The organism is Chthonobacter rhizosphaerae (assembly GCF_013839525.1).
Taxonomy (GTDB): domain Bacteria; phylum Pseudomonadota; class Alphaproteobacteria; order Rhizobiales; family Pleomorphomonadaceae; genus Chthonobacter; species Chthonobacter rhizosphaerae.
The window spans coordinates 173,932-200,820 of record NZ_JACDIS010000008.1 but is presented as its reverse complement, the minus strand read 5'-3'; the positions used below and the strand labels follow the sequence as shown (position 1 = coordinate 200,820).

28 protein-coding genes and 1 tRNA gene are annotated in these 26,889 nt (G+C 68.1%); 12 read left to right on the top strand and 17 right to left on the bottom strand.

All coding sequences use genetic code 11. The features are described from left to right. Positions 1 to 84 precede the first annotated feature (84 nt). Positions 85 to 1,098 (top strand): patatin-like phospholipase family protein, encoded by a 1,014-nt coding sequence (locus HND91_RS15925; RefSeq protein ID WP_246329512.1) that lies wholly within the window; start codon positions 85 to 87, stop codon positions 1,096 to 1,098. A 98-nt stretch (positions 1,099 to 1,196) separates the two neighbouring features. Here HND91_RS15925 and HND91_RS15920 read toward each other — a convergent pair whose 3' ends face one another. Beyond that, positions 1,197 to 1,628: a CBS domain-containing protein gene (locus HND91_RS15920; RefSeq protein ID WP_181707587.1), complete on the bottom strand. Its 432-nt coding sequence runs from the start codon at positions 1,626 to 1,628 to the stop codon at positions 1,197 to 1,199. Between the two features lie 192 nt (positions 1,629 to 1,820). Continuing rightward, positions 1,821 to 2,609 carry a rhomboid family intramembrane serine protease gene (locus HND91_RS15915; RefSeq protein WP_181707586.1) on the bottom strand — a complete coding sequence of 263 codons (789 nt, stop codon included), beginning with the start codon at positions 2,607 to 2,609 and terminating at the stop codon, positions 1,821 to 1,823. 521 nt (positions 2,610 to 3,130) lie between these two features. On the opposite strand from HND91_RS15915, the gene HND91_RS15910 reads away from it, so the two are divergent. The 3 genes from HND91_RS15910 (at position 3,131) to HND91_RS15900 (ending at position 5,521) form a co-directional block, all read left to right on the top strand. Next, positions 3,131 to 3,772, top strand: a complete 642-nt coding sequence (locus HND91_RS15910) for a PAS domain-containing protein (protein WP_181707585.1) — start codon at positions 3,131 to 3,133, stop codon at positions 3,770 to 3,772. A gap of 109 nt (positions 3,773 to 3,881) precedes the next feature. Next, on the top strand, positions 3,882 to 4,493 hold the full coding sequence (locus HND91_RS15905; RefSeq protein ID WP_181707584.1) for a PilZ domain-containing protein: 612 nt from the start codon (positions 3,882 to 3,884) through the stop codon (positions 4,491 to 4,493). A 500-nt stretch (positions 4,494 to 4,993) separates the two neighbouring features. Next, positions 4,994 to 5,521 (top strand): transglutaminase-like cysteine peptidase, encoded by a 528-nt coding sequence (locus HND91_RS15900; RefSeq protein ID WP_181707583.1) that lies wholly within the window; start codon positions 4,994 to 4,996, stop codon positions 5,519 to 5,521. Positions 5,522 to 5,657: 136 nt separating this feature from the next. Here the strand turns inward: HND91_RS15900 and HND91_RS15895 are convergent, their stop codons facing one another. Beyond that, positions 5,658 to 6,188, bottom strand: coding sequence for a gamma carbonic anhydrase family protein (locus HND91_RS15895; protein ID WP_181707582.1), 531 nt, complete (start codon positions 6,186 to 6,188; stop codon positions 5,658 to 5,660). 104 nt (positions 6,189 to 6,292) lie between these two features. Then, complete coding sequence (locus tag HND91_RS15890; RefSeq protein ID WP_181707581.1) at positions 6,293 to 6,622, bottom strand: DUF6949 family protein; 330 nt, start codon at positions 6,620 to 6,622, stop codon at positions 6,293 to 6,295. A gap of 199 nt (positions 6,623 to 6,821) precedes the next feature. Between HND91_RS15890 and HND91_RS15885 the strand changes: the two genes are divergently transcribed. Beyond that, complete coding sequence (locus HND91_RS15885; protein ID WP_181707580.1) at positions 6,822 to 7,577, top strand: hypothetical protein; 756 nt, start codon at positions 6,822 to 6,824, stop codon at positions 7,575 to 7,577. A gap of 99 nt (positions 7,578 to 7,676) precedes the next feature. Here the strand turns inward: HND91_RS15885 and HND91_RS22830 are convergent, their stop codons facing one another. After that, entirely contained in the window at positions 7,677 to 7,892 is a 216-nt protein-coding gene (locus HND91_RS22830; protein WP_181707579.1) for a DUF3126 family protein, read from the bottom strand. A 101-nt stretch (positions 7,893 to 7,993) separates the two neighbouring features. Next, a complete protein-coding gene (cysE, locus tag HND91_RS15875) occupies positions 7,994 to 8,833 on the bottom strand; it encodes a serine O-acetyltransferase (protein WP_181707578.1) in 840 nt (279 codons plus the stop codon). Between the two features lie 199 nt (positions 8,834 to 9,032). On the opposite strand from cysE, the gene HND91_RS15870 reads away from it, so the two are divergent. Continuing rightward, positions 9,033 to 9,845 carry an enoyl-CoA hydratase gene (locus tag HND91_RS15870; protein ID WP_181707577.1) on the top strand — a complete coding sequence of 271 codons (813 nt, stop codon included), beginning with the start codon at positions 9,033 to 9,035 and terminating at the stop codon, positions 9,843 to 9,845. Positions 9,846 to 9,991: 146 nt separating this feature from the next. Here the strand turns inward: HND91_RS15870 and HND91_RS15865 are convergent, their stop codons facing one another. Beyond that, positions 9,992 to 11,599: an AMP-binding protein gene (locus HND91_RS15865; RefSeq protein ID WP_246329511.1), complete on the bottom strand. Its 1,608-nt coding sequence runs from the start codon at positions 11,597 to 11,599 to the stop codon at positions 9,992 to 9,994. A gap of 136 nt (positions 11,600 to 11,735) precedes the next feature. Next, complete coding sequence (locus HND91_RS15860; RefSeq protein ID WP_181707576.1) at positions 11,736 to 12,926, bottom strand: AGE family epimerase/isomerase; 1,191 nt, start codon at positions 12,924 to 12,926, stop codon at positions 11,736 to 11,738. A gap of 366 nt (positions 12,927 to 13,292) precedes the next feature. On the opposite strand from HND91_RS15860, the gene HND91_RS15855 reads away from it, so the two are divergent. Then, positions 13,293 to 14,054 carry an ABC transporter permease gene (locus HND91_RS15855; protein ID WP_343057354.1) on the top strand — a complete coding sequence of 254 codons (762 nt, stop codon included), beginning with the start codon at positions 13,293 to 13,295 and terminating at the stop codon, positions 14,052 to 14,054. Further along, the gene (locus HND91_RS15850; RefSeq protein WP_181707575.1) at positions 14,038 to 14,757 is read left to right on the top strand and encodes an ATP-binding cassette domain-containing protein; all 720 of its coding nucleotides are present in this window, start codon (positions 14,038 to 14,040) and stop codon (positions 14,755 to 14,757) included. The genes HND91_RS15855 and HND91_RS15850 overlap by 17 nt, the downstream gene beginning before the upstream one ends. 23 nt (positions 14,758 to 14,780) lie before the next feature. On the opposite strand, the gene HND91_RS15845 is transcribed toward HND91_RS15850, so the two are convergent. The 4 genes from HND91_RS15845 to xoxF5 form a co-directional block, all read right to left on the bottom strand. Next, entirely contained in the window at positions 14,781 to 15,347 is a 567-nt protein-coding gene (locus tag HND91_RS15845; protein ID WP_181707574.1) for a PQQ-dependent catabolism-associated CXXCW motif protein, read from the bottom strand. Between the two features lie 64 nt (positions 15,348 to 15,411). Beyond that, positions 15,412 to 16,281 carry a substrate-binding domain-containing protein gene (locus HND91_RS15840; RefSeq protein WP_181707573.1) on the bottom strand — a complete coding sequence of 290 codons (870 nt, stop codon included), beginning with the start codon at positions 16,279 to 16,281 and terminating at the stop codon, positions 15,412 to 15,414. A gap of 554 nt (positions 16,282 to 16,835) precedes the next feature. Continuing rightward, positions 16,836 to 17,342 (bottom strand): c-type cytochrome, methanol metabolism-related, encoded by a 507-nt coding sequence (locus HND91_RS15835; RefSeq protein WP_246329510.1) that lies wholly within the window; start codon positions 17,340 to 17,342, stop codon positions 16,836 to 16,838. 156 nt (positions 17,343 to 17,498) lie between these two features. Further along, entirely contained in the window at positions 17,499 to 19,307 is a 1,809-nt protein-coding gene (gene xoxF5, locus HND91_RS15830) for a lanthanide-dependent methanol dehydrogenase XoxF5 (RefSeq protein ID WP_181707572.1), read from the bottom strand. 442 nt (positions 19,308 to 19,749) lie between these two features. Between xoxF5 and HND91_RS15825 the strand changes: the two genes are divergently transcribed. Both HND91_RS15825 and HND91_RS15820 read left to right on the top strand, forming a co-directional pair. Continuing rightward, the gene (locus HND91_RS15825) at positions 19,750 to 20,712 is read left to right on the top strand and encodes a quinoprotein relay system zinc metallohydrolase 2 (RefSeq protein ID WP_425485468.1); all 963 of its coding nucleotides are present in this window, start codon (positions 19,750 to 19,752) and stop codon (positions 20,710 to 20,712) included. A gap of 79 nt (positions 20,713 to 20,791) precedes the next feature. Next, on the top strand, positions 20,792 to 21,634 hold the full coding sequence (locus tag HND91_RS15820) for a quinoprotein dehydrogenase-associated SoxYZ-like carrier (RefSeq protein ID WP_181707570.1): 843 nt from the start codon (positions 20,792 to 20,794) through the stop codon (positions 21,632 to 21,634). A gap of 180 nt (positions 21,635 to 21,814) precedes the next feature. Here the strand turns inward: HND91_RS15820 and HND91_RS15815 are convergent, their stop codons facing one another. The 5 genes from HND91_RS15815 to HND91_RS15795 all read right to left on the bottom strand — a co-directional run bounded on the left by HND91_RS15815 (position 21,815) and on the right by HND91_RS15795 (position 24,866). After that, positions 21,815 to 22,174 (bottom strand): hypothetical protein, encoded by a 360-nt coding sequence (locus HND91_RS15815; RefSeq protein ID WP_181707569.1) that lies wholly within the window; start codon positions 22,172 to 22,174, stop codon positions 21,815 to 21,817. Positions 22,175 to 22,540: 366 nt separating this feature from the next. Continuing rightward, positions 22,541 to 22,625: transfer RNA gene (locus tag HND91_RS15810), tRNA-Leu, on the bottom strand. Positions 22,626 to 22,738: 113 nt separating this feature from the next. Beyond that, a complete protein-coding gene (locus HND91_RS15805) occupies positions 22,739 to 23,128 on the bottom strand; it encodes a septal ring lytic transglycosylase RlpA family protein (RefSeq protein ID WP_181707624.1) in 390 nt (129 codons plus the stop codon). Between the two features lie 332 nt (positions 23,129 to 23,460). After that, positions 23,461 to 23,979 (bottom strand): xanthine phosphoribosyltransferase, encoded by a 519-nt coding sequence (gpt, locus tag HND91_RS15800; protein WP_181707568.1) that lies wholly within the window; start codon positions 23,977 to 23,979, stop codon positions 23,461 to 23,463. A gap of 89 nt (positions 23,980 to 24,068) precedes the next feature. Then, positions 24,069 to 24,866, bottom strand: coding sequence for a competence/damage-inducible protein A (locus tag HND91_RS15795; protein WP_343057353.1), 798 nt, complete (start codon positions 24,864 to 24,866; stop codon positions 24,069 to 24,071). A 193-nt stretch (positions 24,867 to 25,059) separates the two neighbouring features. On the opposite strand from HND91_RS15795, the gene sfsA reads away from it, so the two are divergent. Both sfsA and map read left to right on the top strand, forming a co-directional pair. Beyond that, positions 25,060 to 25,764 (top strand): DNA/RNA nuclease SfsA, encoded by a 705-nt coding sequence (gene sfsA, locus HND91_RS15790; protein ID WP_181707567.1) that lies wholly within the window; start codon positions 25,060 to 25,062, stop codon positions 25,762 to 25,764. 124 nt (positions 25,765 to 25,888) lie between these two features. After that, complete coding sequence (gene map / locus HND91_RS15785) at positions 25,889 to 26,719, top strand: type I methionyl aminopeptidase (RefSeq protein ID WP_181707566.1); 831 nt, start codon at positions 25,889 to 25,891, stop codon at positions 26,717 to 26,719. Positions 26,720 to 26,889 lie beyond the last annotated feature (170 nt).

Sequence of the window (26,889 nt, the reverse complement as noted above, 5' to 3'; positions counted from 1 at the left end):
TCCGCGCGCAACGGAGCGTCATCCTTGGGTTTGATGGTTTCTTCGTACTTCCTGATCTAAGCTGAAGCATGAGAGAGGGTGGCGATGATGTTCGACGCCGTGTCCCGCTTCTGGATCAGGACTCCCCGCCTCGCCGGCGCGGCCGCGACCGTCCTGACGCCTGACGAACCCGCCATCGACGATCCCGCCCCCTTTCGCCCGCGCGTCGGGCTCGCCCTCGGCGGCGGCTCCGCCCGCGGCTGGGCCCATATCGGCGTCCTCCACGCGCTGGCCGAGGCCGGCATCGAGGTCGACGCCGTGGCCGGCACCTCGATCGGCGCGGTGGTGGGCGGCTGCTGGCTGTCCGGCCATCTTGCCGACCTGGAGGTCTTCGCCCGGCAGATCACCAAGCGGCGCATGCTGTCGCTGATGGACGTGTCGCTCTCCGGCCACGGGCTGATCGGCGGGCGTCGGCTCGGCACGCTGCTGACGCAACACCTGGGGCCGATCCGCGCCGAGGACCTGACCAAGGACTTCACGGCGGTCGCCACCGAACTCGGCACCGGGCACGAGATCTGGCTGTCGTCCGGCCCGCTCGTGGACGCGATCCGGGCGTCCTACGCCCTCCCCGGCCTGTTCACGCCGGTGCGCGTGGGCGGCCGCTGGCTGGTGGACGGGGCGCTGGTCAATCCGGTGCCGGTGTCGGTCAGCCGCGCCCAGGGCGCCCGGCTGGTGATCGCCGTCAATCTTGGCGCCGACACGTTCGGCAAGGGCGCGGTCATCCACCACCACCTGCCGCCGGGTCCGATCGATCACCTCCCGGACATGGCGGAGCCCCAGGCGCGCGCCCGCACGTCCTTCCTGCGCACGCTGGTCGGCGGCGACGTGGACGGCCTGCCGGGCATCCCGGGCGTGATGATGGAAGCTTTCAACATCATCCAGGACCGGATCACCCGGGCGCGCCTCGCCGGCGATCCGCCCGACGTGACCATCGGGCCGAAGCTCGGTCGGATCGGTCTGTTCGAGTTCCACCGGGCCGCCGAGGCGATCGACGCCGGCTACGAGGCCACGGTCCACAAGGTCGCCGAGATCCGCGACCTCGTGCACGCGCTGGCCTGAAGGAGCGCCGCAGGCTCCCTCCTCGCCCGCCTCCCCAATGGGAGCGGGCAGCCGCGGCAGCCGCACCGCCGCCTTCAGGGCGGCGGCGCTGTCCGAGTTCAGGCCGTGGCGATGTAGCTGCGCATGTCCTGCGCTTCGCGCTCGATCTCGGCCATCCGGTACTTCACCACGTCGCCGATCGAAATGATCCCGACGAGCTCGCCGTTGTCGCACACCGGCACGTGGCGGAACCGGCCACGGGTCATCTTCTCCATCACGTCGTCCACGCTGTCGCGCTTGCCGCAGGTGATGACGGTCCGGGTCATGTGCCGGCTCGCCGTGTCCTGCAGCGCGTCGGCGCCGCCGTTGGCCATCACGCGCACCACGTCGCGCTCGGAAATGATGCCGACCACGGAGCGGGACTCGTCGGTCATCACGAGCGCGCCGATCCGATGCTCCGCAAGCCGTGCGCAGACCTGCGCGATGGTCATCGACGGGTCACCCGTGGTGACGTCCTTACCCTTCGTGGCGAGTATCGACTGCACCGTCATTCGTTGTCTCCTCTGGATCGCCCCCCTGGACGCCGCCGTTCTTGAGGACCGCGGCGCCTCCCCGCCGGCATCGGCCGGACGTCCTTTGAAGATGAGTCTAAATCGATTGAGGAGCAAGAAGCCGGCGACGGCGAAACGTCGCGGTCGGCGCTCCGGGGCCCGAACCGAGTCCAAAGGATGATGGGACGGCGCTCAGCCGGCCGGTCGGTCGGGGCCGTCGAACCGGTCGTAGGGGTCGACCTCCACCGGGGCGCGGCGGACCGGATCGAACAGGTCGAACAGGAGCAGCCCGGTCAGGAAGCCGCCCACGTGCGCCTCCCAGGCGACGACAGCCTCCTCGCCCGGCACCGCGAGCGTGCCGAAGCCCGCGAGGAGGTTGATGGCGAACCAGATCGCCAGGAAGCCGAGCACGCGCCTGTCGGCGATCACGCCGGACAGCGGCACCGCCGGCACCTGGAAGCGCGCCTGCGGATCCCGGCCGTACCGGCCGAGCGGCCCGCCAGTCTGGAACATGAACCGCGACACGGCCGCCATGTGGCCCGAGATGGCGCCGGACGCGCCGACCATGGGGACGAAGTCCTGGCTGTGGGCGAAGTAATGCGCCGCGGCCCCGCCCATGGTGGCGAGCGCGGAGAAGAGCAGGAACCGCCACGCGCCGAACCGCCACGCCAGAGCGCTGCCGAAGGCCGCGAGCCAGACCCCGTTGACCGCCAGGTGGACGAAGTCGCCGTGGAGGAGCCCGTAGGTGAGCGGTGTCCAGAGGTCCGCCAGCGCGCCGCCCGGAAAGTCGACGCCGAGGCCGGCGGCCTCGTAGCGCGCCGGTATGAAGCTGAACACGAGCAGCAGCAGCTGGTCCTGGCGCGGCCAGAGCACGTAGGTCCGCACCAGGTGGATGATCGCCAGGACGATCAGCAACGCGGTGATCACCCGCGGCAGGTTGAGGACCGGTTCGCGACGCGGGACGAGGATGGGTTCGGACATGGACCTCGCCGGAGCGACGGAGCGGAAGCGACGCCGCGGCGGGACCGTAGCGCAGTGGGTGTCTTGGGAGATAGCCCCTCCCCGGCCGGTCGGCAACCGCCGCGCCGGGCGACTCGCGCGGGGCCGCACGGGATTCGGATGGGTCGGAGCGGGACGGTTTCAACGCCAGGATGGGTTAACGGCACCCCTGCCGGTCGTTAACGATCCTCACCTGTGCCAGGGCGGAACAGCGCCCGCCCAAAGCGGGATTCCGCGGCCCGTCGCGCCGCTCGCCGGTCCGGACCGTTAACGCCCGCCCCCCGAAAAGCCCGCCATTTCTTAAAACCATGTGGATGACTCACCCCCGCTGGCATGCCTCCTGCTCAGCGGGACCAGGTTTGGTCTAAGAGGGATCCGCCTGTGCCGAAACGGTTCGGCCGGCGGAAGCCCTCCGGGTCCGCCGCCCGTCACCGGATTTCGCGGTCCGGGGGCGTCGGCCCCGAACGAACGGTCACGATACCGGCCTGGAGAGTAGGGCGAGGATGAAGCACGCTGCGACCCGCACGCTGTACGATTACTGGAGCCGCCTGCGCGGTCGTCGCACGGCGCCCGCCCGTCACGAGATCGAGCCGGGCGACATCCGCCATATCCTCGGCGACACTTTCATCCTGGAGGCCCACGACCGCAGCGCCTACACGTTCCGCCTCGCCGGCACCCGCCTGTGCGCCGCCTACTGCCGTGAACTGAAGGGCCGAAACCTTCTCGACATGTGGGCCGGGAAGGACCGCGAGGCCATCGCCTGCATGCTCGCCGCCATCGTGGAGGACGGGGCCGCCGCCGTCATCGGCATCGAGGCGCAGAACGAGCGCGGCCAGAAGATGCCGGTCGAGGTGATGCTCCTGCCGCTCCGCCACGACGGCCCGCGCCACACCCGCATCCTCGGCTGCTTCGCCCCGCTCGACCAGCCATACTGGATCGGCCTTCACCCGGTGGTGCGCCAGTCCATCCTGAGCCTCAGGCTGATCTGGCCCGACGAGCGGCCCGCCTTCCTGCGCACCGGCCTCGCCGCCGAAGAGGAGCCCGTGGCCGTGCCGAACGCCGTCCGCCGCAACCAGCGCGCCGCGGCTCCGGCCTCGGGTCGAAAGGTCGCGCACCTCACGATCATCGAGGGCGGGCGGAAGTAACCCTCAATCTGCACTACATATACTAGCCGTTAAGTAACAAAGGCCTAGTGTCGGATTCCGTAGGCCGGAAGGCCTTCCGGCTCATGCTTTCGACGGTTCCGGAATGACGATGTCACGCCCCATACAGGAGGGTCGGCGCCCGCTCCCCAAGATGGACCGGCGCCGGTTCCAGCGCGTGAAGATCAACGTCCTCGGCCGCTTCATGCTGTCGAACCGGACCGAATACCCCTGCCAGGTCGTCGACATGTCGCCCGGCGGCGCCGCCCTGATGACGCCGGTGTCGGGCGTCGTTGGCGAGCGCGTGGTGGCCTACCTGGACCACATCGGCCGCATCGAAGGCGAAATCACCCGCCTGTTCGAGGGCGGGTTCGCGATGACGGTCAACGCCAGCCCGCGCAAGCGCGACAAGCTCGCCTCCCAGCTCACCTGGCTGGCGAACCGTCACGTGCTCAACTTGCCCGAGGACCGGCGCCACGAGCGCATCGTGCCGCGCAATCCGTTCAGCCATGTGATCCTGGCCGACGGGCGCGAGCTCCGCTGCCGCATCATCGACGTCTCCCTGTCCGGCGCGGCCGTCGCCCTGGAGTTCCGGCCGCCGCTCGGCGAGCCGGTCACCCTCGGCCGCATGCGCGCCCGGGTCGTCCGCCACTTCGACGACGGCATCGCACTCGAGTTCGCCACCGCCCAGCAGAACGCCGACGTGGTCGCGAACAATCTCTAACGGACCGAGACGAAGGACCGCGAGCCCTGCGCGCTTGGCGTCGTCGGCTTGCCGCGACCGCCCGTCCTCGGACCGGCACTTCTCCGACCCTTCAATCGTCATGAACCCTCGACTCCCGGCTCTGCCGCTTGGTGGGCCGGACATAAAGATCGCGCGAGAACACGCCGCATCGCCGCCAAGATCGCCGCACCGGTTGCGCACGGCTCCGCTGCGACATCGACCGAACCCGCCCCGTTCATCCAGTTTGGCTACTGAAGGGTGAATGACGGGCGATCTTCGCTGAATATCCGGCAACCTGACTTTGCGCCTTAAGGACCTATGAAAACACGGCGCGCAATTTCCACCAGTCTCTACACTCCAATTCAAATCGCATCTGTCAGTGTGTCTTCATCGACTTTGAGGACGCGTGACGGATGGGCTGGTTTCGCAAATCTTTCCTATTCCTTTACATGGCGATTGGCGTTCTGCCGATTTCCGGTGCTGGCGCGATCCCGCTGAAGATGCCGTTGAACGGTCCGGCGACGCCGCCGGTCGGCCATGTGCGGTTCTGCGACGAATTCCCTGAGGATTGCACCCTGGAGGGCCGGCCCAACCAGGTGGTGCGCCTGTCCAAGAGCGCCCTGGAGCGGCTGAAAGACGTGAACAAGGCCGTCAACGCGGCGGTGCTGCCGGCGACCGACATGGAGGTGTTCGGCACGCTCGAGCACTGGACCTATCCGGGCCTGCAGGGCGACTGCGAGGACTACGTGATCCAGAAGCGCAGCGAGCTGATCCGGACCGGCTGGCCGGCGAGCGCGCTGCTGATCACGGTGGTCAAGGACGAGGAGGGCGCCGGTCACGCGGTGCTGACCGTCCGCACCGACGTCGGCGATCTCATCCTCGACAACAAGATCGACCGGATCGTCGCCTGGATCGAGACGCCCTACCGGTTCGTGAAGCGGCAATCGAGCCGCAATCCCATGTCCTGGGACCAGATCGAGGACAGCCGCGCGACGGCGGTCGGAAGCGTCAGGCCGATGCTTCCTTGAAGCCATCCTGCCCGCTCCGGCGGGCGGAAGAGACGTGAACGCGGGCGGTCCCCCTTCGACCTGTCCCTGTCCCACCGGACCGTCCCGTTCCCGATGGCCGGCCTCCCCGCAAGGAGGCCGGCCTTTTTTTTGATGGTCAGGAGATAGGCGTCATGTGCGCCCGGAACCGCTTCCAGTTCGCCACGTAGCGGATGGCGGATTGGCGCAGCTTGTCGGCCGCGCTCTCGTCGAGGGTCCGGATCACCCGGGCGGGCGAGCCGACCACCAGCGAGCCGTCCGGGATCTCCTTGCCCTCGGTCACCAGCGCGCCCGCGCCGACGAGGCAGTTGTTCCCGATGCGCGCGCCGTTCAGGATGGTCGCGCCCATGCCGATCAGCGTGTTCGACCCGATCGTGCAGCCGTGGAGGATCGCCCGGTGGCCGATGGTGCAGCCCTCGCCGATGGTCAGCGGGAAGCCCGGGTCGGTGTGGAGCATGCAGTGCTCCTGGATGTTGGTGTCCCGGCCGACGGTGATCCGTTCGTTGTCACCGCGAAGCACGGCCCCGAACCAGAGGCCGACTCCCTCTTCAAGGGTCACCTTGCCGACGACGGTGGCGTCGGGCGCCACCCAGTAGGTTCCCTCCTCGGGAACCTCGGGGGCTAGTCCTTCCAGCGCATAGAGGGGCATCGGCGGTCTCCCGTATCCATCATGATGCGGAAGACCTTAGCGCCCGGAAGCCCGTCCCTCCATGCGACCAACGGGTTCGGCCCGCCGGCTCGGACCATGCTGTCTCAGAACATGCTGTCCCGGAGCGCCAGGGCGAACTCCAGCACCACAACGCCGGAGCAGAGGCTCCAGGCGCCGGCGACCGCCGTGGAGGCGGCGAGCCAGCCCACGGGCCGGCGCTCGATCAGGCGCGCCCGGACCGCGTTGCGCATCAGGATCGCCGGACCGGCGAACATCAGCATGATCACGGCCGCGAGGCTGGACCAGATGGACGCTCCGTCCAGGTCGAAGCGGGCCGGCTCCGCCGTCACCAGCTGGTAGAAGGACGACAGCACGCCGGCGCTCACGAAGCCGGTGGCGACGGCAAACGCCATGATCATCAGTTCCGCAGTCATCGGCTTTAACGTCCCCTTAACCCAAAACCCGAAATGAAACGGGGGTGTCCCTCTCGTCAACGGTCTCGCAAGGTTTGGGCCGGGGGCGGGTCGACCGGTCGGCCGGCGGAAAACGGGGAAGTCCGTTCACCAGTCCGGTCCCGGTTCGGGACGCCCGGTCGCTCGACCGGACGCGGACGTCTCGATTTGGGAGAGAACGGTGCCGACCTACGCCAGCCATCCGCAGGACGACCCGTCGCTCTACAGCGTCAAGGCTCGCGCCCGGGTCCGGGCCGGCGCGAGGACCTGGGTCCTCAAGCTCATCACGTCCTGCCTGGCGGTGGCGGGGATCATTGTCCTCATCGACCTCGGGCTGACCTGGTCCAAGGCCCTCACCGACACGAGCGGACGGACGAGCGACCCGACGCCGGTCGCCGTCTTCCTCGGCGATCAGCGGCTGACGATCCCGGCCAACATGATCCGGTTCGAGAACCAGCGCGTGGTCGGGCCGCAGGAGCGGATGGACCTCGCCATCCACTGGCCGTCGCTCACGGGCTATTCTCCCGAGCTCCGGTCCGCCTTCCTGGACGACGGCGCCGACGCGCCTCTGCTCTTCATGACGATCCGGCCGCGCGAGACCGCCACGGACAGCGCCGGGCGGCTCGCCAGCGTCTACCAGCACTTCTTCGAGGGTGAGGCGCTGCCCGCGCCGAAGGGCCTGCTCGGCCGGCGACTGTCGGAGGATTCCGGGCTCGCTGGCGAGGAGGTCTATTTCGAGGCCGGCTCCACCAGCCCGTTCACGGTCCACTGCCTCGCCGCCGACGACAGCGGCTATCCGGCGCCGTGCCTGACCGAGATCCACGCGGGCGAGTCGCTGTCGGTGCAGATCCGGTTCCGCAAGGGTCTGCTGTCCGAATGGGCCGGCATCAAGCGCGCCACCAGGGCCCTGCTGCTGACCTTCGGCCTGTTCGCCTGACGGGCTCCTCGCCCGACGCGATGGGCCGGCCCGCCGCCCTGCCCGCTCGAGCGGATCCGGCGCGCCCATCCGCGCCGGCCATGGCGTCGATGGCGACCGTCAGCCTTCCAGGTCCATGGCCAGGATGGCCATCTGGAAGTTGTAGGAAAGGTCGTCCGCGTCCTCGTCGTCCTTGAACAGGACGCCCACGAACTCCTCGCCCACATAGACCTCGGCCGAATCGGTCTTCCGCGGACGGGCGCGCACGCTGATGTTCGGCGACTGCAGCACCCGCTTCAGGTAGATCTCGATCTTCTTCAGTTCGTCCTTGTTCACGGGCCGCTCTCCGTTGCTGAAATCCGGGGCGTCGTTCTGGCACGGACGGCGCGCCGAGGAAACCCGGCCGTGCCGGATTTCTCGTGGACGGGCAATCGCCGTCAGATGTCGTAGTCCGACCCGGTATCGAGCAGACGATGCTCCATGGAGCGCGCCGGCTCCGCGCACCCTGCCTCGCCGATCACGCGCGCCGGCACGCCGGCCACCGTGGTGCAGCGAGGCACCGGCTTCAGCACCACCGAACCGGCCGCAACGCGCGAGTTGGCGCCCACCTCGATGTTGCCGAGGATGGACGCGTGGGCGCCGATCAGCACCCCGTGGCGGATCTTCGGGTGGCGGTCGCCGGTCTCCTTGCCGGTGCCGCCGAGGGTGACGCCCTGGAGGATGGAGACGTCGTCCTCGATCACGCAGGTCTCGCCGATGACGATGCCGGTCGCGTGGTCGAAGAAGACGCCCCGGCCGATGCGGGCCGCCGGGTTGATGTCCACCTGGAACACTTCCGACGACCGGCTCTGCAGGTAGAGCGCGAAGTCCCGCCGCCCGTTCGTCCACAGCCAGTGGGCAAGGCGGTGGGTCTGGATGGCGTGGAAGCCCTTGAAGAAGAGCACCGGATCCAGGAAGCGGTCGCAGGCGGGATCGCGGTCGACGACCGCCGCCATGTCCACCCGGAAGGCGTCGCCGATCGACGGGTCCGCCGACAGCGCGTCCGAATAGGCCTGGCGGATCAGGGTGCCGGACAGGGCGTCGTGGTCGAGCCTGTCCGCCACCCGCTGCACGACGGCATCTTCCAGGCGGGGCTGGTCGATGACGGCGGCGTGCAGGAAGCCGGCGAGCGCCGGCTCGCGTTCGGCGGCGGCGATCGCCTCCTGCCGCAGGCGGCTCCAGACGGGGTCCAGCGTATCGACCGAGCGCAGGCCGATGCTTTTGAATTGTGGCGACATGACTGTTGTTCCTGCTCGACGCTGCGGCCATTTGCCATCATGCGGGCCGTTCGCGCTAGGGGGCTCCCGGCTTTTCTCCCGACCCCGACCAAGGAAGGGATGGGAAGCGGGGCAATTCCCAATAAGGATAGGGTGCCGCATGAGTTGAGGGAAGCCGCGCCGGCTTGGATGGGGACGGCGGCGCGAGGAGACGGACGTGATGAGGAAGCTGCGCCCGGTGGAAACGGTGGAAGGTCGCATCCGTGTCGACGTGGTCGGCACGCTCGGCCGGATCGTGATCGACAACCCCGGCCGCCACAACGCCTTGTCGCTCGCCATGTGGGAGGCGATTCCCGACGCGGTGGGCCAGCTGGAGGCGGACGCCGACGTCCGGGTCATCGTCGTGTGCGGGTCCGAGGGCGGCGCCTTCGCATCCGGCGCCGACATTTCCGAATTCGACGTCGTCCGCCGCGACGCTGGCACCTCGGCCACCTACGAGGCCTCCAACGCCGCCGCCTTCAACGCGCTGCGCAAGGCCGACAAGCCGACCGTGGCCGTGATCCGCCGCTTCTGCATGGGCGGCGGCGTGGGCCTCGCGGCCGCCTGCGACGTGCGCATCGCCAGCGACGACGCCGTGTTCGCCATTCCGGCGGCCCGCCTCGGCCTCGCCTATCCGGCCGAGGCCGTGGCCGACATCGTCGCGCTGATCGGGCCGTCGCGGACCAAGGACCTGTTCTTCACCGCCAAGCGGATCGACGCCGCGACGGCGCTGCGCATCGGCCTCGTCGACGACGTGGTACGCGACGACGAGCTGGAGGCCGCCGCCACCGCCTACGTGGCGCGGGTGACCGCCCTCGCCCCGCTCACCCAGAAGGCCATCAAGGCGGCCATCAACGCCGCCGTCGCGCCCGATGGCGCCGAGGCGTGGGATCATGCCCGCGCGCTCGCCGACGCCTGCTTCCGCAGCGCCGATTACGCGGAAGGCCGCGCTGCCTTCCGGGAGAAGCGCGAGCCCATCTTCCTCGGCCGCTGACCGGATGGGGCCACGGCCGGTCCGGCTCGACAAGAGCCTGAAGCCGCTCATCCTGATTCAAAAGACGAGCCACCCGTCATAAGGATTTGAAATAACGTGCCCGCTCCGGTCTCGGGTCCGTCGCTAGGGCACAGGCCCGGCCCGCTTCACAGCTCGCCACGGGCCGCCCGTTCGATCGCCGGGTAGTCGAGCTTCCCTGTTCCGAGGACCGGCAGGGTCGGCACCGACACGATGGTCTTCGGCACCAGGATCTCGGCGACGCCGTGTTCGCGCGCCCAGGCGAGCAGCGGCGCGGTGTTCGCGCCCTCCGCGTCGGTGACGAGCACCAGCGCCTCGCCCTTCCGGTCGTCCGGCACCGCCACCACCGCGTGGGACGCCTCCGGCCAGACGGCGGCCGCATAGGCCTCCACGGCGGCGAGCGACACCATCTCGCCGCCGATCTTGGCGAAGCGCTTGGCCCGCCCGCGGATCATCACGAAGCCGTCCGCGGTGATCTCGACGATGTCGCCGGTGTCGTACCAGTCGCCGGCCTTCTGGAGCACGCCCGGCTGGTCCACCTTCAGGTAGCCGGTCATCAGGTTCGGTCCGCGCACGATCAGACGCCCGCCCCGGTCGAGACCCGGCACCGGCTCCAGGCGCGCCTCGATGCCCGGCAGCAGCTTGCCGACGGTCCCCTGCCGGTCCGCGCCGGGCCGGTTCACCGCGAGCACGGGAGAGGCCTCGGTCACCCCATAGCCCTCGTTGAGCTCCACCTTGAACCTCTCGCGCCAGAGCGTCCGCGTCGCCTCCTTCACCCGCTCGGCCCCGAGAATGGTGAACTTCACCGTCGCGAAGTCGTCCGGCCCGGCCGCCTTGCCCCAGGCCGCCGCGAACGTGTCCGTCGAGAGGAGGATGGTGGTGCCGGTCTCCCCGACGAGCTTCGGGATCTGCTTGAAGTGGAGCGGCGACGGGTAGAGGAAACTCTTGAAGCCGCCGAACACCGGCAGCAGAAGCCCCGCGGTGAGCCCGAAGGAGTGGAACACCGGCAGCGCGTTGAAGAACACGTCCTGCGGGGTGAACCCGTATATGGCAAGCACCTGCGCGCAGTTGGCCAGGAGGTTCGCGTTGGAGAGCGCCACGCCCTTCGGAACGCCCTCCGTGCCGGAGGTGAACAGGACGGCGCCGATGTCGTCCGGCTTCGGGCGGAACAGCCGATGGACTACGGAGGGCGCCGCCGCGTAGGCCGCGCCGAACGTCTTGTCCAGCGGCCCGATCTCCTTGCGGATGGTCTCCACGGTCAGCACGGTTGCGCGCTTTCCAAGCGCCGCCACCATGTCGTCCAGCTTCTGCACCTGGACGAACTTCGCCGACGTCACGATGGTGCGGATGTCGGCGGCGAGGCAGGCCGCCTCCAGGTTCTTCAGACCCGTGGAGAAGTTGAGCATGGCCGGCACCCGGCCGTAGGCGGCGAGCGCGAAGAACACCACCGCCGCGCCGTTCACGTTCGGCAGCAGCACGCCGACCCGTTCGCCCGGCTTCGTCATCCGCGACAGGCGACGGCCGAGCACGGCGGCCGCCAGGATCAGGCGCTTGCGGCTGAGCGGCTGGCGGTCCTGGTCTTCCACGGCCGGCGCGTCCGGCGCGATCCGGCTCGCATCCACCAGCGCCTCGAAAAGGGACCGGCGCCAGAACGACGGGTCGAGCCCGGACGCCTCGACGGTCGATCCGGCTTTCGTGGCTCCCCCGATCGCGACTCGCGCCATGTCCGTGCTCATTCACCCTCCCAGGCGTCGTGTCCAATGCCGGCGGTTGCAGGCACCCGCCGCGGTCACACTGTTACATAGACACGAATGCACGATGACGCCACGGAAGCGGCCTCCGTCGCGGTCGAAAATGCCGGAACGCGGGCGATCAGCCGAGCGCCTTCACGGCCTTGTCCAGTTCCTCCACGGCGCAGACGACATGATAGAAGGAACTCGCCGGCGCCGGCTCGTCGACGAAACGGCCGTCCGGCATCATCTTGTCCCACCAGAGGCCCGGAGCCGCCACCCGCAGATAGCGTTCCAGCGCTTCGGCCGCGTCGGCGGCGAGGCCCATGTGGCGGTCCCTCGCCTCCCAGTCGCCCGCCACGCCGGCCAGCGCCACGTGCCCCTTGATCCGCTCGGTCTGCGGCCACAGCCGGGATCCGCCGTCCTTCACCGTCAGGTCGTCGAGCATGACGTTGATGGCGACGCCCTCTCGGCGGTTCAGCCCATGCGTTTCGGCAAGGTCGGCCAACGTGCCGGCAGCCGCGATCGCGTCCGCCCGGCCGCGGAGGAGACCCCAGCGCACCAGCAGCCAGGCCCACTCGTACTGGTGCCCCGGCTCCACCACCCGGCCCTCCTCGCCGGACGCGCGCGCCCAGTCGCCGTCGAAATACTCGTAGAGCCAGCCGGCCTCCGGGTTGAGGAAGGATCTGAGGCAGAGTTCGGCGATCTCGTCGGCAAGACGGCCCCAGGTCTCATCCCCGCCAACCTCCACCCACGCCAGGCAGGCCTCGAAGAGATGCATGTGCGGGTTGGCCTTCAGCGGCAGCGTCCGCGGATCCCCCTCCTCGAAACCGGCGACCGGATGCTTGTAGCGCGTCATCAGCGTCTGCCGCAGCCGCAGCGCTGCCGTCTCGGCGACAGACCGGTCGGACGCCACCGATGCGGCAGCCGCGAAGGCGAACAGGGCGAAGGCCTGATCGTAGAGGCTGAAGCTGTCGTCGAAAGGACGCCCATCCGGCTCGATCGTCATGCGGACGGTCCCGTCCGGCAGCACGCAGCGCGCCAGGACATAGGCGAGGCCCTCGTCCACCGCGCGCCGCCATGGCCCGGTCCAGCCGAGCCGGCCGGCCACCGCGAAGCTGAACACCTGCCGTGCCTGGACCCGAACCCGCCGCCGATCCTGCAGAATCTCCACCCGCTGGCCGAGCCGCTCGTGGAAGCCGCCCCGGGCCTCGTCGATGCCGAAGGCGCACCAGGTCGGGAGGGCCTCGCCGAGGGTCCAGGCGAGCAGCCGGTCCCGGACGGCTCGCGCCCGTTCGATGCCCGACTGGGTGGCGGCCGACGATGCGATCATGGGGTCAGTCATCCTTCTGCGTGGGGTCGCCCGAACCCTAGCCACGCGCCGGCCGGAATTCCAGCGCTGCGGTCCGCGCGGTGCGACACGGTGTCCTGCCGCCACCATTGACCGGCCGGCTCCGTCTGCCACACTCCGCCGCACCAAGGCTCCTTGTCGGGCATACCGACAGGCTGGGGCAAAGTCGGGCTTACCGACAGGCATGGACAAAGTCGGGCTTACCGACAGGCTAGAATAAGGTCGGGTTTACCGACGGGCTAGAACAAGGTCGGAGTGACCGGCCGGCGGGAGGATTTCACCCATGAGGACGTCGGCATCCGCGGCCCGCGGCGCCGTGGCTTCCCGTCGTGCGGCGGGGAGGTGAGCGTGAAACGACCGCGAGGCAATGCGGCCTCCACGCTGCTGTCCGTGCTCATCTTCCTGGCGGTCTGGCAGGTCGCCGCCATGGTCGGGGAAAGCCGCGTGTTTCCGGCCCCGTCCGCCGTGGCCGCCATCATCGCCGAGGAGATCGCGTCCGGCGACCTGCCCTATCATCTGTCGGCGACGCTTCTGCGCGTCCTTGCCGCCTTCAGCATCGCGCTCACGCTCGGCGTGGCGATCGGCCTCGCGATGGGCCGGATCCGATCGGTCGACCGGCTGCTCGACGTCTGGCTCGTGGTCCTTTTGAACCTTCCGGCCCTCGTCATCATCATTCTCGCCTATGTGTGGGTCGGCCTCAACGAGGTGGCGGCCATCGGTGCGGTGGCGGTGAACAAGCTGCCGAACGTGATCGTCACCATCCGCGAAGGCGCCCGGGCCATGGATCCCGACCTCGACCAGATGGCCAAGGCCTTCCGGTTGTCGGTCCGCAAGCGCCTGTTCGACATCATGCTGCCGCAGCTCCAGCCCTACATCGCGGCCTCGGCGCGCTCGGGCCTGTCGCTCGTGTGGAAGATCGTGCTCGTCGTGGAGCTGCTCGGCCGCTCCAACGGCGTCGGCTTCCAGCTCAACCTCTTCTTCCAACTGTTCGACGTCGCCTCCATCTTCGCCTATGCGATCTCCTTCGTGGCCGTGATGCTGACGATCGAGCTCCTCGTCCTGCAACCCCTCGAGACCCGGGCGAACCGCTGGCGTGTCCGCACCACTTGAACTGCACATCCGCAAGAAGATCTACCAGGGCGCCGAGGGCGGAACCGTGGAGGCCGTGCGCGACCTGGACATCGTTGCGCCGGATGGCAGCCTCACGGCCCTGATCGGCCCGTCCGGCTGCGGCAAGACCACCAGCCTGCGGATCCTCGCCCGGCTGGACACCGACTTCGAGGGCACCATCGGCCTGCCACCCGGCGCGCGGATCGGCTTCGTGTTCCAGGAGCCGCGACTCCTGCCGTGGCGGACAGTGGACCAGAACGTCCGCCTCGTGCTCGAGGGTGACAAGCAGCCGGACCTGAAGACGCTGTTCGCCGACCTCGGCCTGGAGGAGATGGGCAGCCGCTTCCCGACCGAGCTGTCGCTCGGCCTTGCCCGCCGTGTCTCGCTCGCCCGCGCGCTCGCCATCGAGCCGGACGTGCTGCTCCTCGACGAGCCGTTCACCTCCCTGGACGAGACCACCGCCCAGCGCCTGCGGCATCTGGTGTTGACGGTCTGGCGGCGGTACCGGCCGACCACCCTGATGGTGACGCACAACGTGCGCGAAGCGATCCAGCTTGCCGAGCGCATCATCCTGCTCGCGCCCCGCCCCTCGCGCGTGGTGGCCGAGATCGTGCTCGACACCCCGCACGACCAGCGCGACGAAGCCTATGTGGAAGCGAAGCGGACCGAACTCGTCGGCCGTTATCCGGGGCTCGTGGCCTGACAGGCCCAAGGCCCCGTGCGCCGTCAGTCCGTCAGACCCGGCCGCGGGACCGGCTCGACCTTGGCGACGGGAAGGCCCTCGAAGCTCCAGCCGTCCGTCCCTTCCGGGTACCAGACGACGTCCCGGTAGCCCCATTCGACGGCGCGGCGGGCGGCATTCCAGCTCATCCAGCAGTCGGCGAGGCAGAAGAACACCACGGTGCGGCTGGCGTCACCCTGGACCGCCTCGTTGAGATTGTCCTTGAAGTAGGCCGCCATGTCCGCGGCAAGCGCCCCATAACCGACATCCGGCAGCCAGATCGCGCCCGGGATGCTTTCGCGCGGCGGCAGGCGAAACACGGTGCCCGGCGGCAGCTTCGGCCGGGGCGGCTTGGGCAACACGTCGATGAAGACCGCCGAACCCGCCGACCAGAGCGCCTCGACCGCCTTCGTGTCGAGCACCCGCGCGCCGGCCAGCGTGTCCGGGACCGGCGCGCGATAGTCGTTCAGCCGATAGCCGGTCGGCTCAGGGACGTCGCCCGCCGCGACCGGAGACGCGCCGGCCCACGACAGGCCGGCGGTGAGGACCACGACGAGGACGGTTCTGGACATCGGCGGCAAGGCGCCCTCCCCACGCGGGCGAACCGGCGGGCGCACCCGCCGGCAAGGCGTTCCGTCACTGGGTGACGGTGATGACCTCGTCCTTCTCGTTCAGGAGCGGGACGCCATAGTCGGCCAGGATCTTGTTGATCTCGCCCTGGTTCTCGCGGATCAGCCGGTTCAGGTCGCGCTTCCAGTTCTGGTCGGACGCCCGCACGCCCATGGTGATGCGGTAGACCATGCGCGAGCCTTCCTGCTCCTTCACGAGCGGGATCACCTTCAGCGGCGGATCCTGCTGCTTGGCGAAATAGCCGGCGATCGGCCCCCACAGGATGGCCACGTCGATGACGCCAGTCTGCAGGTCCTTCATCATCATGTCGGGCACGTGGGTGTAGCGGGTGTCCACCATCAGCGGGTAGGGCTTCACCCGGCCCATCAGGCCGTTCGCGGCCACGTTCGTGCCCGGCGGCGTGCCGGCCACGAGGCCGATGCGCTTGTCCTTGAGGCGCGGGTCGGCCAGCGTCTCCAGGTCGTCGAGCCCCGTGCCGGGCTTCACCACCAGCGCATAGGACGTGCGGTAGTAGGCGTTCGTGTTCTGGACGAGTTCGTCACCCTGCGCGTAGCCGATGATCACGTCGCAGCGATGCTCGCCGAGCGTCTTGCGGACGAAGCCGGTCGCCATCGGGAACCAGGAATAGGAAATGCCCTTGCCGAGCTTCTGTGCCAGGAGTTCGGCGATCTTGTTCTCGAAGCCCTCGAACTTGTCGTTGGAGAACGGCAGGCTGGCCGGATCCGAGCAGACGCGCAGCGTATCCGGATCGACGAGTTCGACGGCCTCGCTGAACGTTTCCATATCGGCCTGGGGCAGCGGCGGCTGGTTCTGCGCAAGGGCGGGGAGCATGAAGGCTCCGAGAAGGGCGGCGGTGGCCGCGATACGAACTCCCATGGATGTTTTCCCTCCGGGCTTGTTCTTGTCGGCGGAACTGGTGTTCCGCAGAGGACGCGGGGCATTCCGGCCGGAGCCGCCCGCAGTTGTATCGGTGTCCAACAATGCAGCACCGGCGCGCCGCTTCAATGGCTGGAGGCCGCATTACGGGAATTTAATCCACCCCGATCGGGAAAAAGTCCCATCCGGCGAGAGCGCCGACCGTGGCGCCGCGGACGTGGCAGGAGGCGGTGTTCCGTCTCCTCCGGCAGCGGCTGCCGATCCGGCCGAGAACGCGCTCCGGCCTTTGGTTCGCTGTCACACCGACCGCTCTGGCTCGTCCGCCATCGGACCAGGACGCCGACGACCTGACCCAAAAAAGAGGGCCGCACCGACGATCGGCACGGCCCTTGTCATCTGCCCCTCAGCCCCGTCGCGGACCGCGCTGCCGGACGGACGCGCCATCCCTCCGGCGCATGCCTTCCCGAGCGGTTGGCGCCGCGCTCCTTCCCTCCGGAGCGCCGCCCCAATCAGCCGCGGTCATCGGACCGCGGCGCGCGGTCGTCCTCAGCGGATCAGAAGCCGAGGCAGGCGTTTTCCTCGGCCTTGGCGGCTTCGTTGACCGGACCGTTGCGCTTGATCTCGCCCCGGCCGACGTCACCGGTCGCCCGGCCGCGCAGATAGGCGTAGATCGAGTCCGCAAAGCACATCACGTTGAGGTCGCTGCCCCAGGCCGGCATGATGCTGTTGACGGGATGCCACACATTCTGCTGACCGCTCGAGACGATTTCCATGAACTTGGAGTAGTCGATGGTCTTCAGCGAGTTGGTCAGGTCGGGAGCGAAGCTCGACCCCACGCCGTCCGGACCATGACACTGCATGCAGTTGGCGTTGTACTTCTTGAAGCCGCGCCAGGTGTACCAGTCGACCGACTTGTCGTCGAAGACCTTGTAGGTCGGGTTTCCGTCAGCGTCGAGGAACTTGCCGTTCTCTTCCGAGGCGACGGCCGGATCTCCCGGGGCGGCGAAAGCCGACGCGCTCAGAGTCATCATCAGGGTAAAGGCGATTGTGCGCAGAAACATCTAGCTCTCCTCCAGGCTCCCTCAAAGAGGTTCGTCAGACGCTGGTCGGCGTGGTTCCCCGGATTTCACGACGGCCGAGCGTAATCAAGAAGAACGGCCCGGTCCTGACAAGGTTCAACCTTGAGGTCCGGGCCGTCTGTTGTCAGTCAGTCAGTCTCAGTTCGGCAGGCTGAAGACGGTCAGCTGGCCGCCGAGAGCCGTGTACTTCGACAGAGCAGCATAGCCGCCCACCGCGCCGAGACCGGCGTTCGGGTCGGTCAGGCCAGCCGCGAGGCCGATGCCGGCCCAGCCACCGATGCCCGACAGGATGGCGATGTACTGCTTGCCACCATGCTCGTAGGTCGTCACGTTGCCGATGATGCCCGACGGGGTCTTGAACTTGTACAGTTCCTTGCCGTCAGCGGCGTCCACCGCCTTCAGGAAGCCTTCGAGCGTGCCGTAGAACACGACGTCGCCGGCGGTGGCCAGAGCGCCCGACCACACCGAGAACTGCTCGGGGATCGACCAGACGATCTTGCCGTTCACGCCGTCCCAGGCGATGAAGTTACCCATGCCGCCATGGCTGTTCGGCGCGGGGTACATCGACAGGGTGGCACCGACGTAGGGCTGGCCCGCGGTGTAGGACACGCGGAACGGCTCGTAGTCCATGCAGACGTGGTTGGTCGGGACGTAGAACAGCTTGGTCTTCGGCGAGTAGGCCGCAGGCTGCTGGTCCTTGGTGCCGAGAGCCGCCGGGCAGACGCCGGTGGTGTTCACGTCTTCGCCGTTCTGGTGGGTCGAGTACTGGGCAACCACAGCCGGGCGACCGTAGGTCGGGCTGTTCTTGTCCATGTCGACGCCGGTGGTCCAGTTCACGACCGGGTCGTACTTCTCGGCGACGAGCAGTTCGCCGCTGACGCGGTCCATCGTGTAGGCGAGACCGTTACGGTCGAAGTGGGTGAGAAGCTTGCGCATCTCGCCGTTCACTTCCTGATCCGTGAGGATCATCTCGTTCACGCCGTCGAAGTCCCACTCGTCGTGCGGGGTCATCTGGTAGACCCACTTCGCCATGCCGGTGTTCAGGTCACGGGCGAAGATGGTCATCGACCAGCGATTGTCGCCCGGGCGCTGAGCCGGGTTCCAGGTCGACGGGTTACCGGTGCCGTAATAGACGAGGTTCAGCTCGGGATCGTACGAGAACCAGCCCCAGGTGGTGCCGCCGCCGATCTTCCACTGATCGCCTTCCCAGGTGGCGATGCCGGAGTCCTTGCCGACCGGCTTGCCGAGGTGGGTGGTCTGCTCCGGGTCCATCAGCGTGTCGCTGTCCGGGCCCATGGAGTAGCCGCGCCAGGCGAGCGAGCCGTCCTTCAGGTTGTAGGCCGTGAGCGAACCGCGCACGCCGAACTCGCCACCGGAGATGCCGATGAAGACCTTGTCGCCGAACACGTGCGGAGCGGCAGTGCCGGTCTCGCCGATGGACGGGTCACCGTTCTTCACGGACCAGGCGACCTGGCCGGTCTTGGCGTCGAGCGCCACGACGGTCGTGTCGGCCTGATGCAGGATGATCTTGCCGTCACCGTAGGCCACGCCGCGGTTCACCGTGTCGCAGCACATCACCGGAATGACGTTCGGGTCCTGCTTCGGCTCGTACTTCCAGATGATGGAGCCGTTGTCGTTCAGGTCGAGCGCATAGACGATGTTCGGGAAGGGCGTGTGAACGTACATCACGTCGCCGATGATCAGCGGGCCACCCTCATGGCCGCGCAGAACGCCGGTCGAGAACGTCCAGGCGACCTGGAGGTTCTTCACGTTGTCCTTGTTGATCTGGTTGAGTTCCGACCAACGGGTGTTGGCGAAGTCACCGGCCTGAGCGACCCACAGCTTCGGGTCCTTCATCATGCTGGCCAGTTCGTCGTTCGCCATGGCATTGCCGGCGAACAGGGCCACGACCGCGGTCATGCAAGCCGTAGAAAGCACTTTTCTCATTAGTGTTCTCCCTAGACCACACTTTATGAGTGCTCTTATGAGTTGGCCCGGACCGCAGGCCCTCAAGACCTGAAGTTCGGCCAATCCTTTTGGGTAAGCCACCGACCGTGTGTCACGCCCGACGGACCGGTTCCCTCTCCCGATCCGACGACCTTCGATGATGACGGGGTTCCCTCCAACACCGTCACCTGCTCGACCGGCGACTCCGAGGACCTTACTCAGCTTTCTGCCCCCCCGCAAGTTGGATACTATCGAGCTCTTCGGTCGTCGATGCCGCAGGTCCCTCACCTTAATGGATTTAATTCCGATGTCGAAATGGAACCTCACGAGGCAAACAGCGCGAATAATCAGGTACTTGCGCGAACCGGCCCGCGCGTTCTCCATAGACGGAACCTATGAAACAAAAGAGTCACCCTATTATTCTAATCCAGCTCGGGTTGCAGTGCACAATTTCCGAATTACCAGTCGTTTCCGGGCGGTTTCGCAGATCCTTTGTGTATTTTTCATATTGTTGAACAGTTTCTCTCCTTCTCGTGCAGCCTCGAATACATACCCGTTGCATGTGGAGGAGGTGGCGCCGGGCGTGTTCGTCCATCGGGGTGTGACGGCGTTGATGACCGCCGGCAATGGCGGCGCGATCGCAAATGTCGGATTCGTTGTCGGAAACGAGGCGGTGGCCGTCATCGATACCGGGGGGTCGGTGCGCGAGGGCGAAGCTCTTCTGGCGGCGGTCGCTGCCAAGACAGACCTTCCGGTGCGTTACGTGATCAACACGCACGTCCATCCGGATCACCTCTTCGGCAATGCAGCATTCCTGAGACGGAATGTCGCGTTCGTCGGCCATGTTCGACTAAAGGAGGCGATGGAGGCTCGTTTCAGCCATTACCTCACGGCCAACCGGGCTGAGATGGGCGCCCTTCTGGACGGCGTCGCGCCCGTGCCGCCCACCGTTCCGGTCTCGGATCGGATGGAGATCGACCTCGGCGGCCGCACGCTGATTCTGAACGCCTGGCCCGTGGCCCACACCGACAACGACCTGACGGTGTTCGATCCGGCGAGCGGCACCTTGTTCGCCGGCGACCTCGTGTTCCTGGAGCACCTGCCCTCCCTGGACGGATCGCTGCGCGGATGGCAGCGCGCGCTGCGGGAGCTCGCCGCCATTCCGGCCGTCCGGGTGGTTCCTGGCCACGGACCCGTGTCGGCGCCCTGGCCCGCCGCGCTGGAGCCGCAGCGACGCTACTTCGACGTGCTGGCGGAGGACCTCAAGGCCGCGATCGACTCCGGCGTGCCCATCAGCCGGGCGGTCACCACGGCCGGCCAGTCGGAAGCGGGAGCCTGGCTGCTGTTCGACCAGTTCAACCGTCGCAACGCCACCGCCGCCTACGCGGAATTGGAATGGGAATGACGGGATCCACTGGCGAAACCGCGCGACAAGGTCCATGTTGTCGAAAAGACCAGCAAGGCGCTCTTCCTGGGAGGATGCAATGATCGAATTGTCCACCTTCACGTCAGCCGTCGCCGCCGCCCTGGTGGGGATCGGCCTTGCGAGCGGCGCGGCCTTCGCCGAGACCATGGCGCCGACGGCTGCCGTGGACGAGACCTGGGCGGGCCTCGTCACCGACGTCTTCGACGACCGGCCCATTCTCGACGGCACCGGGATCGTGAGCCTCGAGGCGCCCTACCGGGCCGAGGACGCCGCCATCGTGCCGATGACCTTGAAGGCCGCCCTCCCCCCGGGCGACACCCGCAGCATCCGCAAGATCACCCTCGTGATCGACCAGAACCCCGCGCCGGTCGCCGCCGTGTTCGAACTGGGCGACACCGCCCGGGTGGACACGATCGAGACCCGGGTGCGCGTGAACAGCTACACCAAGGTCCACGCGGTCGCCGAGGCCAGCGACGGCGCCCTCTATATGGTGGAATCCTTCGTCAAGGCGTCGGGCGGCTGTTCCGCCCCGGCGGGCAAGGACCCGCAGATGGCGCTCGCCAATCTCGGGCAGATGAAGGTGAAGCAGTTCGGCGGCACCGCGACCGCCGGCAGCGAGCGCCGCGAGGCCCAGGTCATGATCCGCCATCCTCAGTATTCCGGTCTGCAGATGGATCAGGTCACCCGGCACTACATCCCGGCCTGGTTCATCAGCGACCTCTCCATCAAGGAAGGCGACGCGCTGATCATGAAGGTGACCGGCGGCATCTCCCTGTCGGAGGACCCGAACATCCGCTTCTCCTATGTCTCCACCGGGGCCGGACCGATCTCGGTCCACGCGGTCGACACGGAAGGCAAGGTGTTTCAGGGCAGCTTCCCGCTGGAGAACGGCGGCACCTGACAGGTCGGCTGTCCCGCCCGTCAGCGATACGCGGCGGGAGGCATGAAAAAAGCTCCGGGCCATTGGTCCGGAGCTTTTTTCGTGTCAGGCGCCAACTCTTCCCGGGGCGTGAGGGGGCCGGACCGCGGCGGGCCGAACCAGGCCGTCGGAACCGCGGTCGGCCGTCGCCCGCATTGTTCCTCAGAAGCAGCGCATCTCCGCTTCCGCCTGGGCACGCCGGAGGTCGCCGATCGCGTCCTTCGACTGCGCACTGGTGCGGAACAGCACGCCCTTCTCGCCGGTCTGGAGGCCGAGCGACAGGAAGGTCGAAGCCGCCTCGTAGCGCTGGTAGTCGATGATGGTGGCGATCACGTCGATGGAGCAGGAGCAGCGCTGCAGCGACTCCTGTGTCTCGCCGTTGGCTTTCATGCAGCCGTAGACGTAGTCGGCCCGGGCGACGGTGGGGAAGTCGTTGGAAACGGTGGGCTGCTGGGCCGCTGCGGCGGAAGCCGCCACGATCCCGGCGACGAAGGCCGAGGCGGCGACGCGATGAATGGGCATGGAGTCCTCCCGGTGCTTGTTCTTGGTCCACCTAGGATGACACCGCCCGCCCGGCAAGTCCAAGCGACCGATCGCCCGCCGGGGCCTCGCGTGCGGACAAGGCAAGGCCTTCGCGTCGGCCTGCCTGAACGAATTCCGAGAACCCACGTTCATGGAGGGTCACCAGAGGAGAACCTCGATGAACCGCATTATCTACATCGTCGGACTGATCGTCATCGTCATTGCCATCCTGTCCTTCCTCGGGCTTCGATAATCGACCGAAGCGCCGGCGGAGGACGCGCCGGCAGCCGGCCCGGGGCGAGAGACGGCCGCAGGTGGTCGCGCGAACCGCCGAACGGCCCGGCTCAGATCCCATATACTTCGGATTGGTGCGGACGACGGGACTCGAACCCGTAAGCCTTGCGGCGCAAGATTTTAAGTCTCGTGCGTCTACCAGTTTCGCCACGTCCGCATGCGGCCCCACAGCCACGGTCCGCAACGGTTACGGGTGACCGCCGGGCCGGTCAAGACCCCGGCGGTCCTGCCTTCCGAACGCTGCGGGGCGGAGGCGGCGCGCGCCGCGGTTCAGCCGCAGACCGCAGCGGCGGTGGTTCCCTTCGCGTTCATCACGCTCACCCGGACGGAGGCGACGCCCCGGCTGACGAAGCCGAGCTTCTGGGCGGCTCCCTTGGAAAGGTCGATCACTCGCCCTCGGATGAACGGGCCGCGATCGTTGATCCGGACGACGACGGACTTGCCGTTGTTCAGGTTCTCCACCTTCACCAACGTGCCGAAGGGCAGCGACCGGTGCGCCGCCACCATGGCTGCAGGATTGGCGCGTTCCCCGCTCGCCGTCCGGCTGTGCATGGCGTACCACGACGCCTTGCCGCACTGGGTCTTCGCGAGCGCCGGCGCACCGACGACGGACGCGACCGTCAGGACGGCCGCGAAGATGGCGCCCGCGGCGCCGGTCATTGTTGTCATGCCTGAAGCCTTTCCAACCCAGACCGCGTTGCCGCGCGCGGTGACCGTTGACCTCCGAACGGGGGCGTCTCGACCTCGAAACGCCGGACCGTGCTTACGCAAAGGCCGGCCAAAAACGGCAAGAATCAGGCATGGGCTCTAGGCAGTTTCTGCAAACGATGGATCGGTTCCCCTGCCGGGTCCGTCTCACGACACTGTGATGAACTGATTCGTAACAGATTTTCAGGTTGTCCACAGCGAATCGGGCGGCTCACGAAAATTCGTCGCGGGCACCGCCCGACGTTTGCCAAAACGGCGGATTCTTTGTGGCGGGGTCCGGGCGGTCAGCCCTGGGTCTCGCGGTTGATCGGCGGCTGGAAGGCGAAGCCGAGGTCCCACGGGAAGTAGATCCAGGTGTCCTGGCTCACTTCGGTGATGAAGGTGTCGACCAGCGGCCGGCCCTTCGGCTTGGCGTAGACGGTGGCGAAATGGGCCTTTGGCAGCATCTCGCGCACCACCTTGGCGGTCTTGCCCGTGTCCACCAGGTCGTCGATGATCAGGATGCCCGCCCCCTCGCCGCCGGCGAGTTCGATCAGCGCCGGATCCACGCCCTTCAGCACCTTCAGCTGACCCTGGTCCTTGTACTCGTGGTAGGACGCGACGCCGACGGTCTCGATGATCCGGATGCCGAGCTCGCGCGCCACGATCGCCGCCGGCACCAGGCCGCCGCGGGTGATGCACACAATGGCCTGCCAGCTGCCTTGGCCGGAGAGCCGCCAGGCCAGCGCCCGGGCGTCGCGGTGGAACTGGTCCCAGGAGACGGGAAAGGCTTTCGGGTTCAGCGGCTGGTGCTCGTCGGTCATGGTATCGGTCTTCGCTTCGGTCAGGGTTCGGGTCGGCGGACGGGTCGCATCCGGTCGCAAGCCCGGACGGTCGCTCGGCCGGCGGTCGTTCAATAGGATTCCGAGGATGTGGCGTCGGTCCCCGCCCGGCGTTCCACCTCCAGGGCCGCCACCTCGTCCAGCATGGCCGACACGGCGGCTTCGGCGGCCCGCAGCGCCTCCGGATCGCGGGAGCGGACGACGAGCTTGGTGGCGAACCGCCGGCCGTCGAACAGCGGATAGCTGCCGATGGTCACGCCCGGATGGGCGGCGGCCACCACCGCCAGCGGCGTCCCGATCACGCCCTCGCCGAACGGGCAGTCGATCGTCACGGACTGCACCACCTGCCCGGTCCGCAGTTGCGACCCCACCCAGTCCAGCATCACTTCCATTATCTTCGGCACGCCCGCCATGACGAAGACGTTGCCGATCCGGAAGCCGGGCGCCTTGGTGAGCGGGTTGGGGATCAGGTCGGCCCCGGCCGGAATGCGCGCCATGCGCAGGCGCGCGTCGGTCAGGTCCTCGGGTCTGGCGTAGTGGCTGCGCAGGATCTCCACCGCCCGCGGGTCCAGGTCGACCGGAACCCCGAAGGCGGCGCCCACCGCGTCGGCGGTGATGTCGTCGTGGGTGGGGCCGATCCCGCCGGTCGTCAGCACGTAGGTGTAGCGCTGGCGGAGCGTGTTGATGGCCTCGACGATCATCGCCTGGTCGTCCGGCACGACCCGGATCTCGGTGAGGTCGACGCCGATGGAGGTGAGATAGGCGGCGATCGTGCCGGAGTTCGTGTCTCGGGTCCGGCCGGACAGGATTTCGTCGCCGATCACGACGATGCCGGCGGTGATCGGGGATGGCGCGCTCTGTTCGGACACGGGCGGACGACCGACGTTCGGGGAAAACCGCCTCCGGTGTTAGACGAACCCCGCCGCCGCCTCAAGTGCAGAACCACCGCCCAGCCGGCGTCGGCCGGGCGGTGCGGCGGCGTCGCGGCGGGCGGACGCTTGAGCCTCGGCTTGCGGTCGGGTACGGGATGGCGGTCCTCCTCCCCCGCGTGCCCCGGTCGCCATGCTGTTCCCTGTCCCGCTTCTCCCCGCCCGTCTGGTCAAGCGCTACAAGCGCTTCCTCGCCGACGTCGTCCTCGACGACGGCACCGAGACCACCGCCCATTGCGCCAATCCCGGCGCCATGACCGGCCTCGCCCATCCGGGCTCGCGGGTCTGGCTGTCGGCGTCCGACGATCCCAAGCGCAAGCTGCGATATTCCTGGGAGATCGTGGAGGCGGACGGCGGCCTCGTCGGCATCAACACCGCGCACCCGAACACGCTCGTCTCGGAGGCGGTCACCGCCGGAGTCCTCGCCGAGCTCGCCGGCTACAGCCGCCTGCGCCGGGAGGTGAAGTACGGCAGGAACAGCCGCATCGACCTTCTCCTCGAGCACGACGACCGCCCGCCGGCCTATGTCGAGGTGAAGAACGTCCACCTCATGCGCGCGCCCGGCGTCGCCGAATTTCCCGACAGCGTCACCGCAAGGGGCGCCAAGCACCTCGTCGAACTCGGCGACATGGTGGAGGCGGGCCACCGGGCCGTGATGGTCTTCCTCGTCCAGCGCGCCGACTGCTCGGTCCTCACCATCGCGGGCGACATCGACCCGGCCTACGCGGCCGCCTTCACGCTCGCCCGCGCCCGCGGGGTGGAGGCGCTCGCCTACGCCTGCCGGATCACGCCGACGGAGATCGTGGCCGAGCGCGCCATCCCGATCGTCACCACCTGACGCTCGCCGGACATTCCGGGTGCAACGGGCGGCGGCCGTGCTTATATGTTGGACCGACCGGCGCGCCGATCCGCGCCTCCCATCGATCGCGGCCCACCGACGCCGCCCGGACCTGAGACTGCTGATGGTGACCTACGTGGACGCGGGGCTCGCTCCGCTGCGCAACACGGGCGATATCCGCCTCTACTCGGCCGAGGACTTCGAGGGCATGCGGCGGGCCTGCCAGCTCACCGCCCGTTGTCTTGACGAACTGGTGGACCGGGTGCGTCCCGGCGCGACCACCGAGGAGCTCGACCGCTTCGTGTTCGAGTTCGGGATGGACAACAAGGCCCTGCCGGCGACGCTCTACTATCGCGGCTACACCAAGGCCTCGTGCACGTCGATCAACCACGTCGTCTGCCACGGCATTCCCAACGACAAGCCGCTGCGTGAAGGCGACATCCTCAACATCGACGTCACCTACATCCTCGACGGCTGGTACGGCGACTCCAGCCGCATGTACGGCGTCGGCGAGATCAAGCGCGCGGCCGAGCGGCTGATCGACGTCACTTACGAATCGCTTCTGCGCGGGATCGCCGCCATCAAGCCGGGAGCCACCACCGGCGACATCGGCGAGGCGATCCAGCGCTATGTGGAAGGCGAGCGCTGCTCCGTGGTGCGCGACTTCTGCGGCCATGGCGTCGGTCGCCTGTTCCACGACGCGCCGAACATCCTGCACTACGGCCGCCGGGGCGAGGGCGTCGTGCTGAAGCCCGGCATGATCTTCACCGTCGAGCCGATGGTGAACCTCGGCCGGCCGCACGTGAAGGTTCTCTCCGACGGCTGGACCGCCGTGACCCGCGACCGCTCCCTTTCGGCGCAGTTCGAGCACGCGGTCGGCGTCACCGAGACCGGGGTGGACATCTTCACCCTGTCCCCGAAGGGGCTGGACAAGCCGCCGGTCCAGGTGGCCTGACGACGACCTGACGCTTGCCGAATCCCCTGCCACTTCTGCTAATCTGCCGTCGCGTGCGACGGGGCTGCGGATGGACGGTCTGGAAGACGGCAAGCCGGTGATCGATCGCGACGGCGCCCGCGGCTCGTCGCGGCGCGGCCGCTCATCCGCCGAACGCCCCGGCGACGCCA

What these genes read in the sequence shown, in the direction of transcription:
- HND91_RS15925 (WP_246329512.1), top strand. Translation starts at nt 85, where the DNA reads ATGATGTTCGACGCCGTGTCCCGCTTCTGGATCAGGACTCCCCGCCTC.
- HND91_RS15920 (WP_181707587.1), bottom strand. Translation starts at nt 1,628, where the DNA reads ATGACGGTGCAGTCGATACTCGCCACGAAGGGTAAGGACGTCACCACG.
- HND91_RS15915 (WP_181707586.1), bottom strand. Translation starts at nt 2,609, where the DNA reads ATGTCCGAACCCATCCTCGTCCCGCGTCGCGAACCGGTCCTCAACCTG.
- HND91_RS15910 (WP_181707585.1), top strand. Translation starts at nt 3,131, where the DNA reads ATGAAGCACGCTGCGACCCGCACGCTGTACGATTACTGGAGCCGCCTG.
- HND91_RS15905 (WP_181707584.1), top strand. Translation starts at nt 3,882, where the DNA reads ATGTCACGCCCCATACAGGAGGGTCGGCGCCCGCTCCCCAAGATGGAC.
- HND91_RS15900 (WP_181707583.1), top strand. Translation starts at nt 4,994, where the DNA reads ATGCCGTTGAACGGTCCGGCGACGCCGCCGGTCGGCCATGTGCGGTTC.
- HND91_RS15895 (WP_181707582.1), bottom strand. Translation starts at nt 6,188, where the DNA reads ATGCCCCTCTATGCGCTGGAAGGACTAGCCCCCGAGGTTCCCGAGGAG.
- HND91_RS15890 (WP_181707581.1), bottom strand. Translation starts at nt 6,622, where the DNA reads ATGACTGCGGAACTGATGATCATGGCGTTTGCCGTCGCCACCGGCTTC.
- cysE (WP_181707578.1), bottom strand. Translation starts at nt 8,833, where the DNA reads ATGTCGCCACAATTCAAAAGCATCGGCCTGCGCTCGGTCGATACGCTG.
- HND91_RS15870 (WP_181707577.1), top strand. Translation starts at nt 9,033, where the DNA reads ATGAGGAAGCTGCGCCCGGTGGAAACGGTGGAAGGTCGCATCCGTGTC.
- HND91_RS15865 (WP_246329511.1), bottom strand. Translation starts at nt 11,599, where the DNA reads ATGAGCACGGACATGGCGCGAGTCGCGATCGGGGGAGCCACGAAAGCC.
- HND91_RS15860 (WP_181707576.1), bottom strand. Translation starts at nt 12,926, where the DNA reads ATGATCGCATCGTCGGCCGCCACCCAGTCGGGCATCGAACGGGCGCGA.
- HND91_RS15845 (WP_181707574.1), bottom strand. Translation starts at nt 15,347, where the DNA reads ATGTCCAGAACCGTCCTCGTCGTGGTCCTCACCGCCGGCCTGTCGTGG.
- HND91_RS15840 (WP_181707573.1), bottom strand. Translation starts at nt 16,281, where the DNA reads ATGGGAGTTCGTATCGCGGCCACCGCCGCCCTTCTCGGAGCCTTCATG.
- HND91_RS15835 (WP_246329510.1), bottom strand. Translation starts at nt 17,342, where the DNA reads ATGTTTCTGCGCACAATCGCCTTTACCCTGATGATGACTCTGAGCGCG.
- xoxF5 (WP_181707572.1), bottom strand. Translation starts at nt 19,307, where the DNA reads ATGAGAAAAGTGCTTTCTACGGCTTGCATGACCGCGGTCGTGGCCCTG.
- HND91_RS15820 (WP_181707570.1), top strand. Translation starts at nt 20,792, where the DNA reads ATGATCGAATTGTCCACCTTCACGTCAGCCGTCGCCGCCGCCCTGGTG.
- HND91_RS15815 (WP_181707569.1), bottom strand. Translation starts at nt 22,174, where the DNA reads ATGCCCATTCATCGCGTCGCCGCCTCGGCCTTCGTCGCCGGGATCGTG.
- HND91_RS15805 (WP_181707624.1), bottom strand. Translation starts at nt 23,128, where the DNA reads ATGACCGGCGCCGCGGGCGCCATCTTCGCGGCCGTCCTGACGGTCGCG.
- gpt (WP_181707568.1), bottom strand. Translation starts at nt 23,979, where the DNA reads ATGACCGACGAGCACCAGCCGCTGAACCCGAAAGCCTTTCCCGTCTCC.
- sfsA (WP_181707567.1), top strand. Translation starts at nt 25,060, where the DNA reads ATGCTGTTCCCTGTCCCGCTTCTCCCCGCCCGTCTGGTCAAGCGCTAC.
- map (WP_181707566.1), top strand. Translation starts at nt 25,889, where the DNA reads ATGGTGACCTACGTGGACGCGGGGCTCGCTCCGCTGCGCAACACGGGC.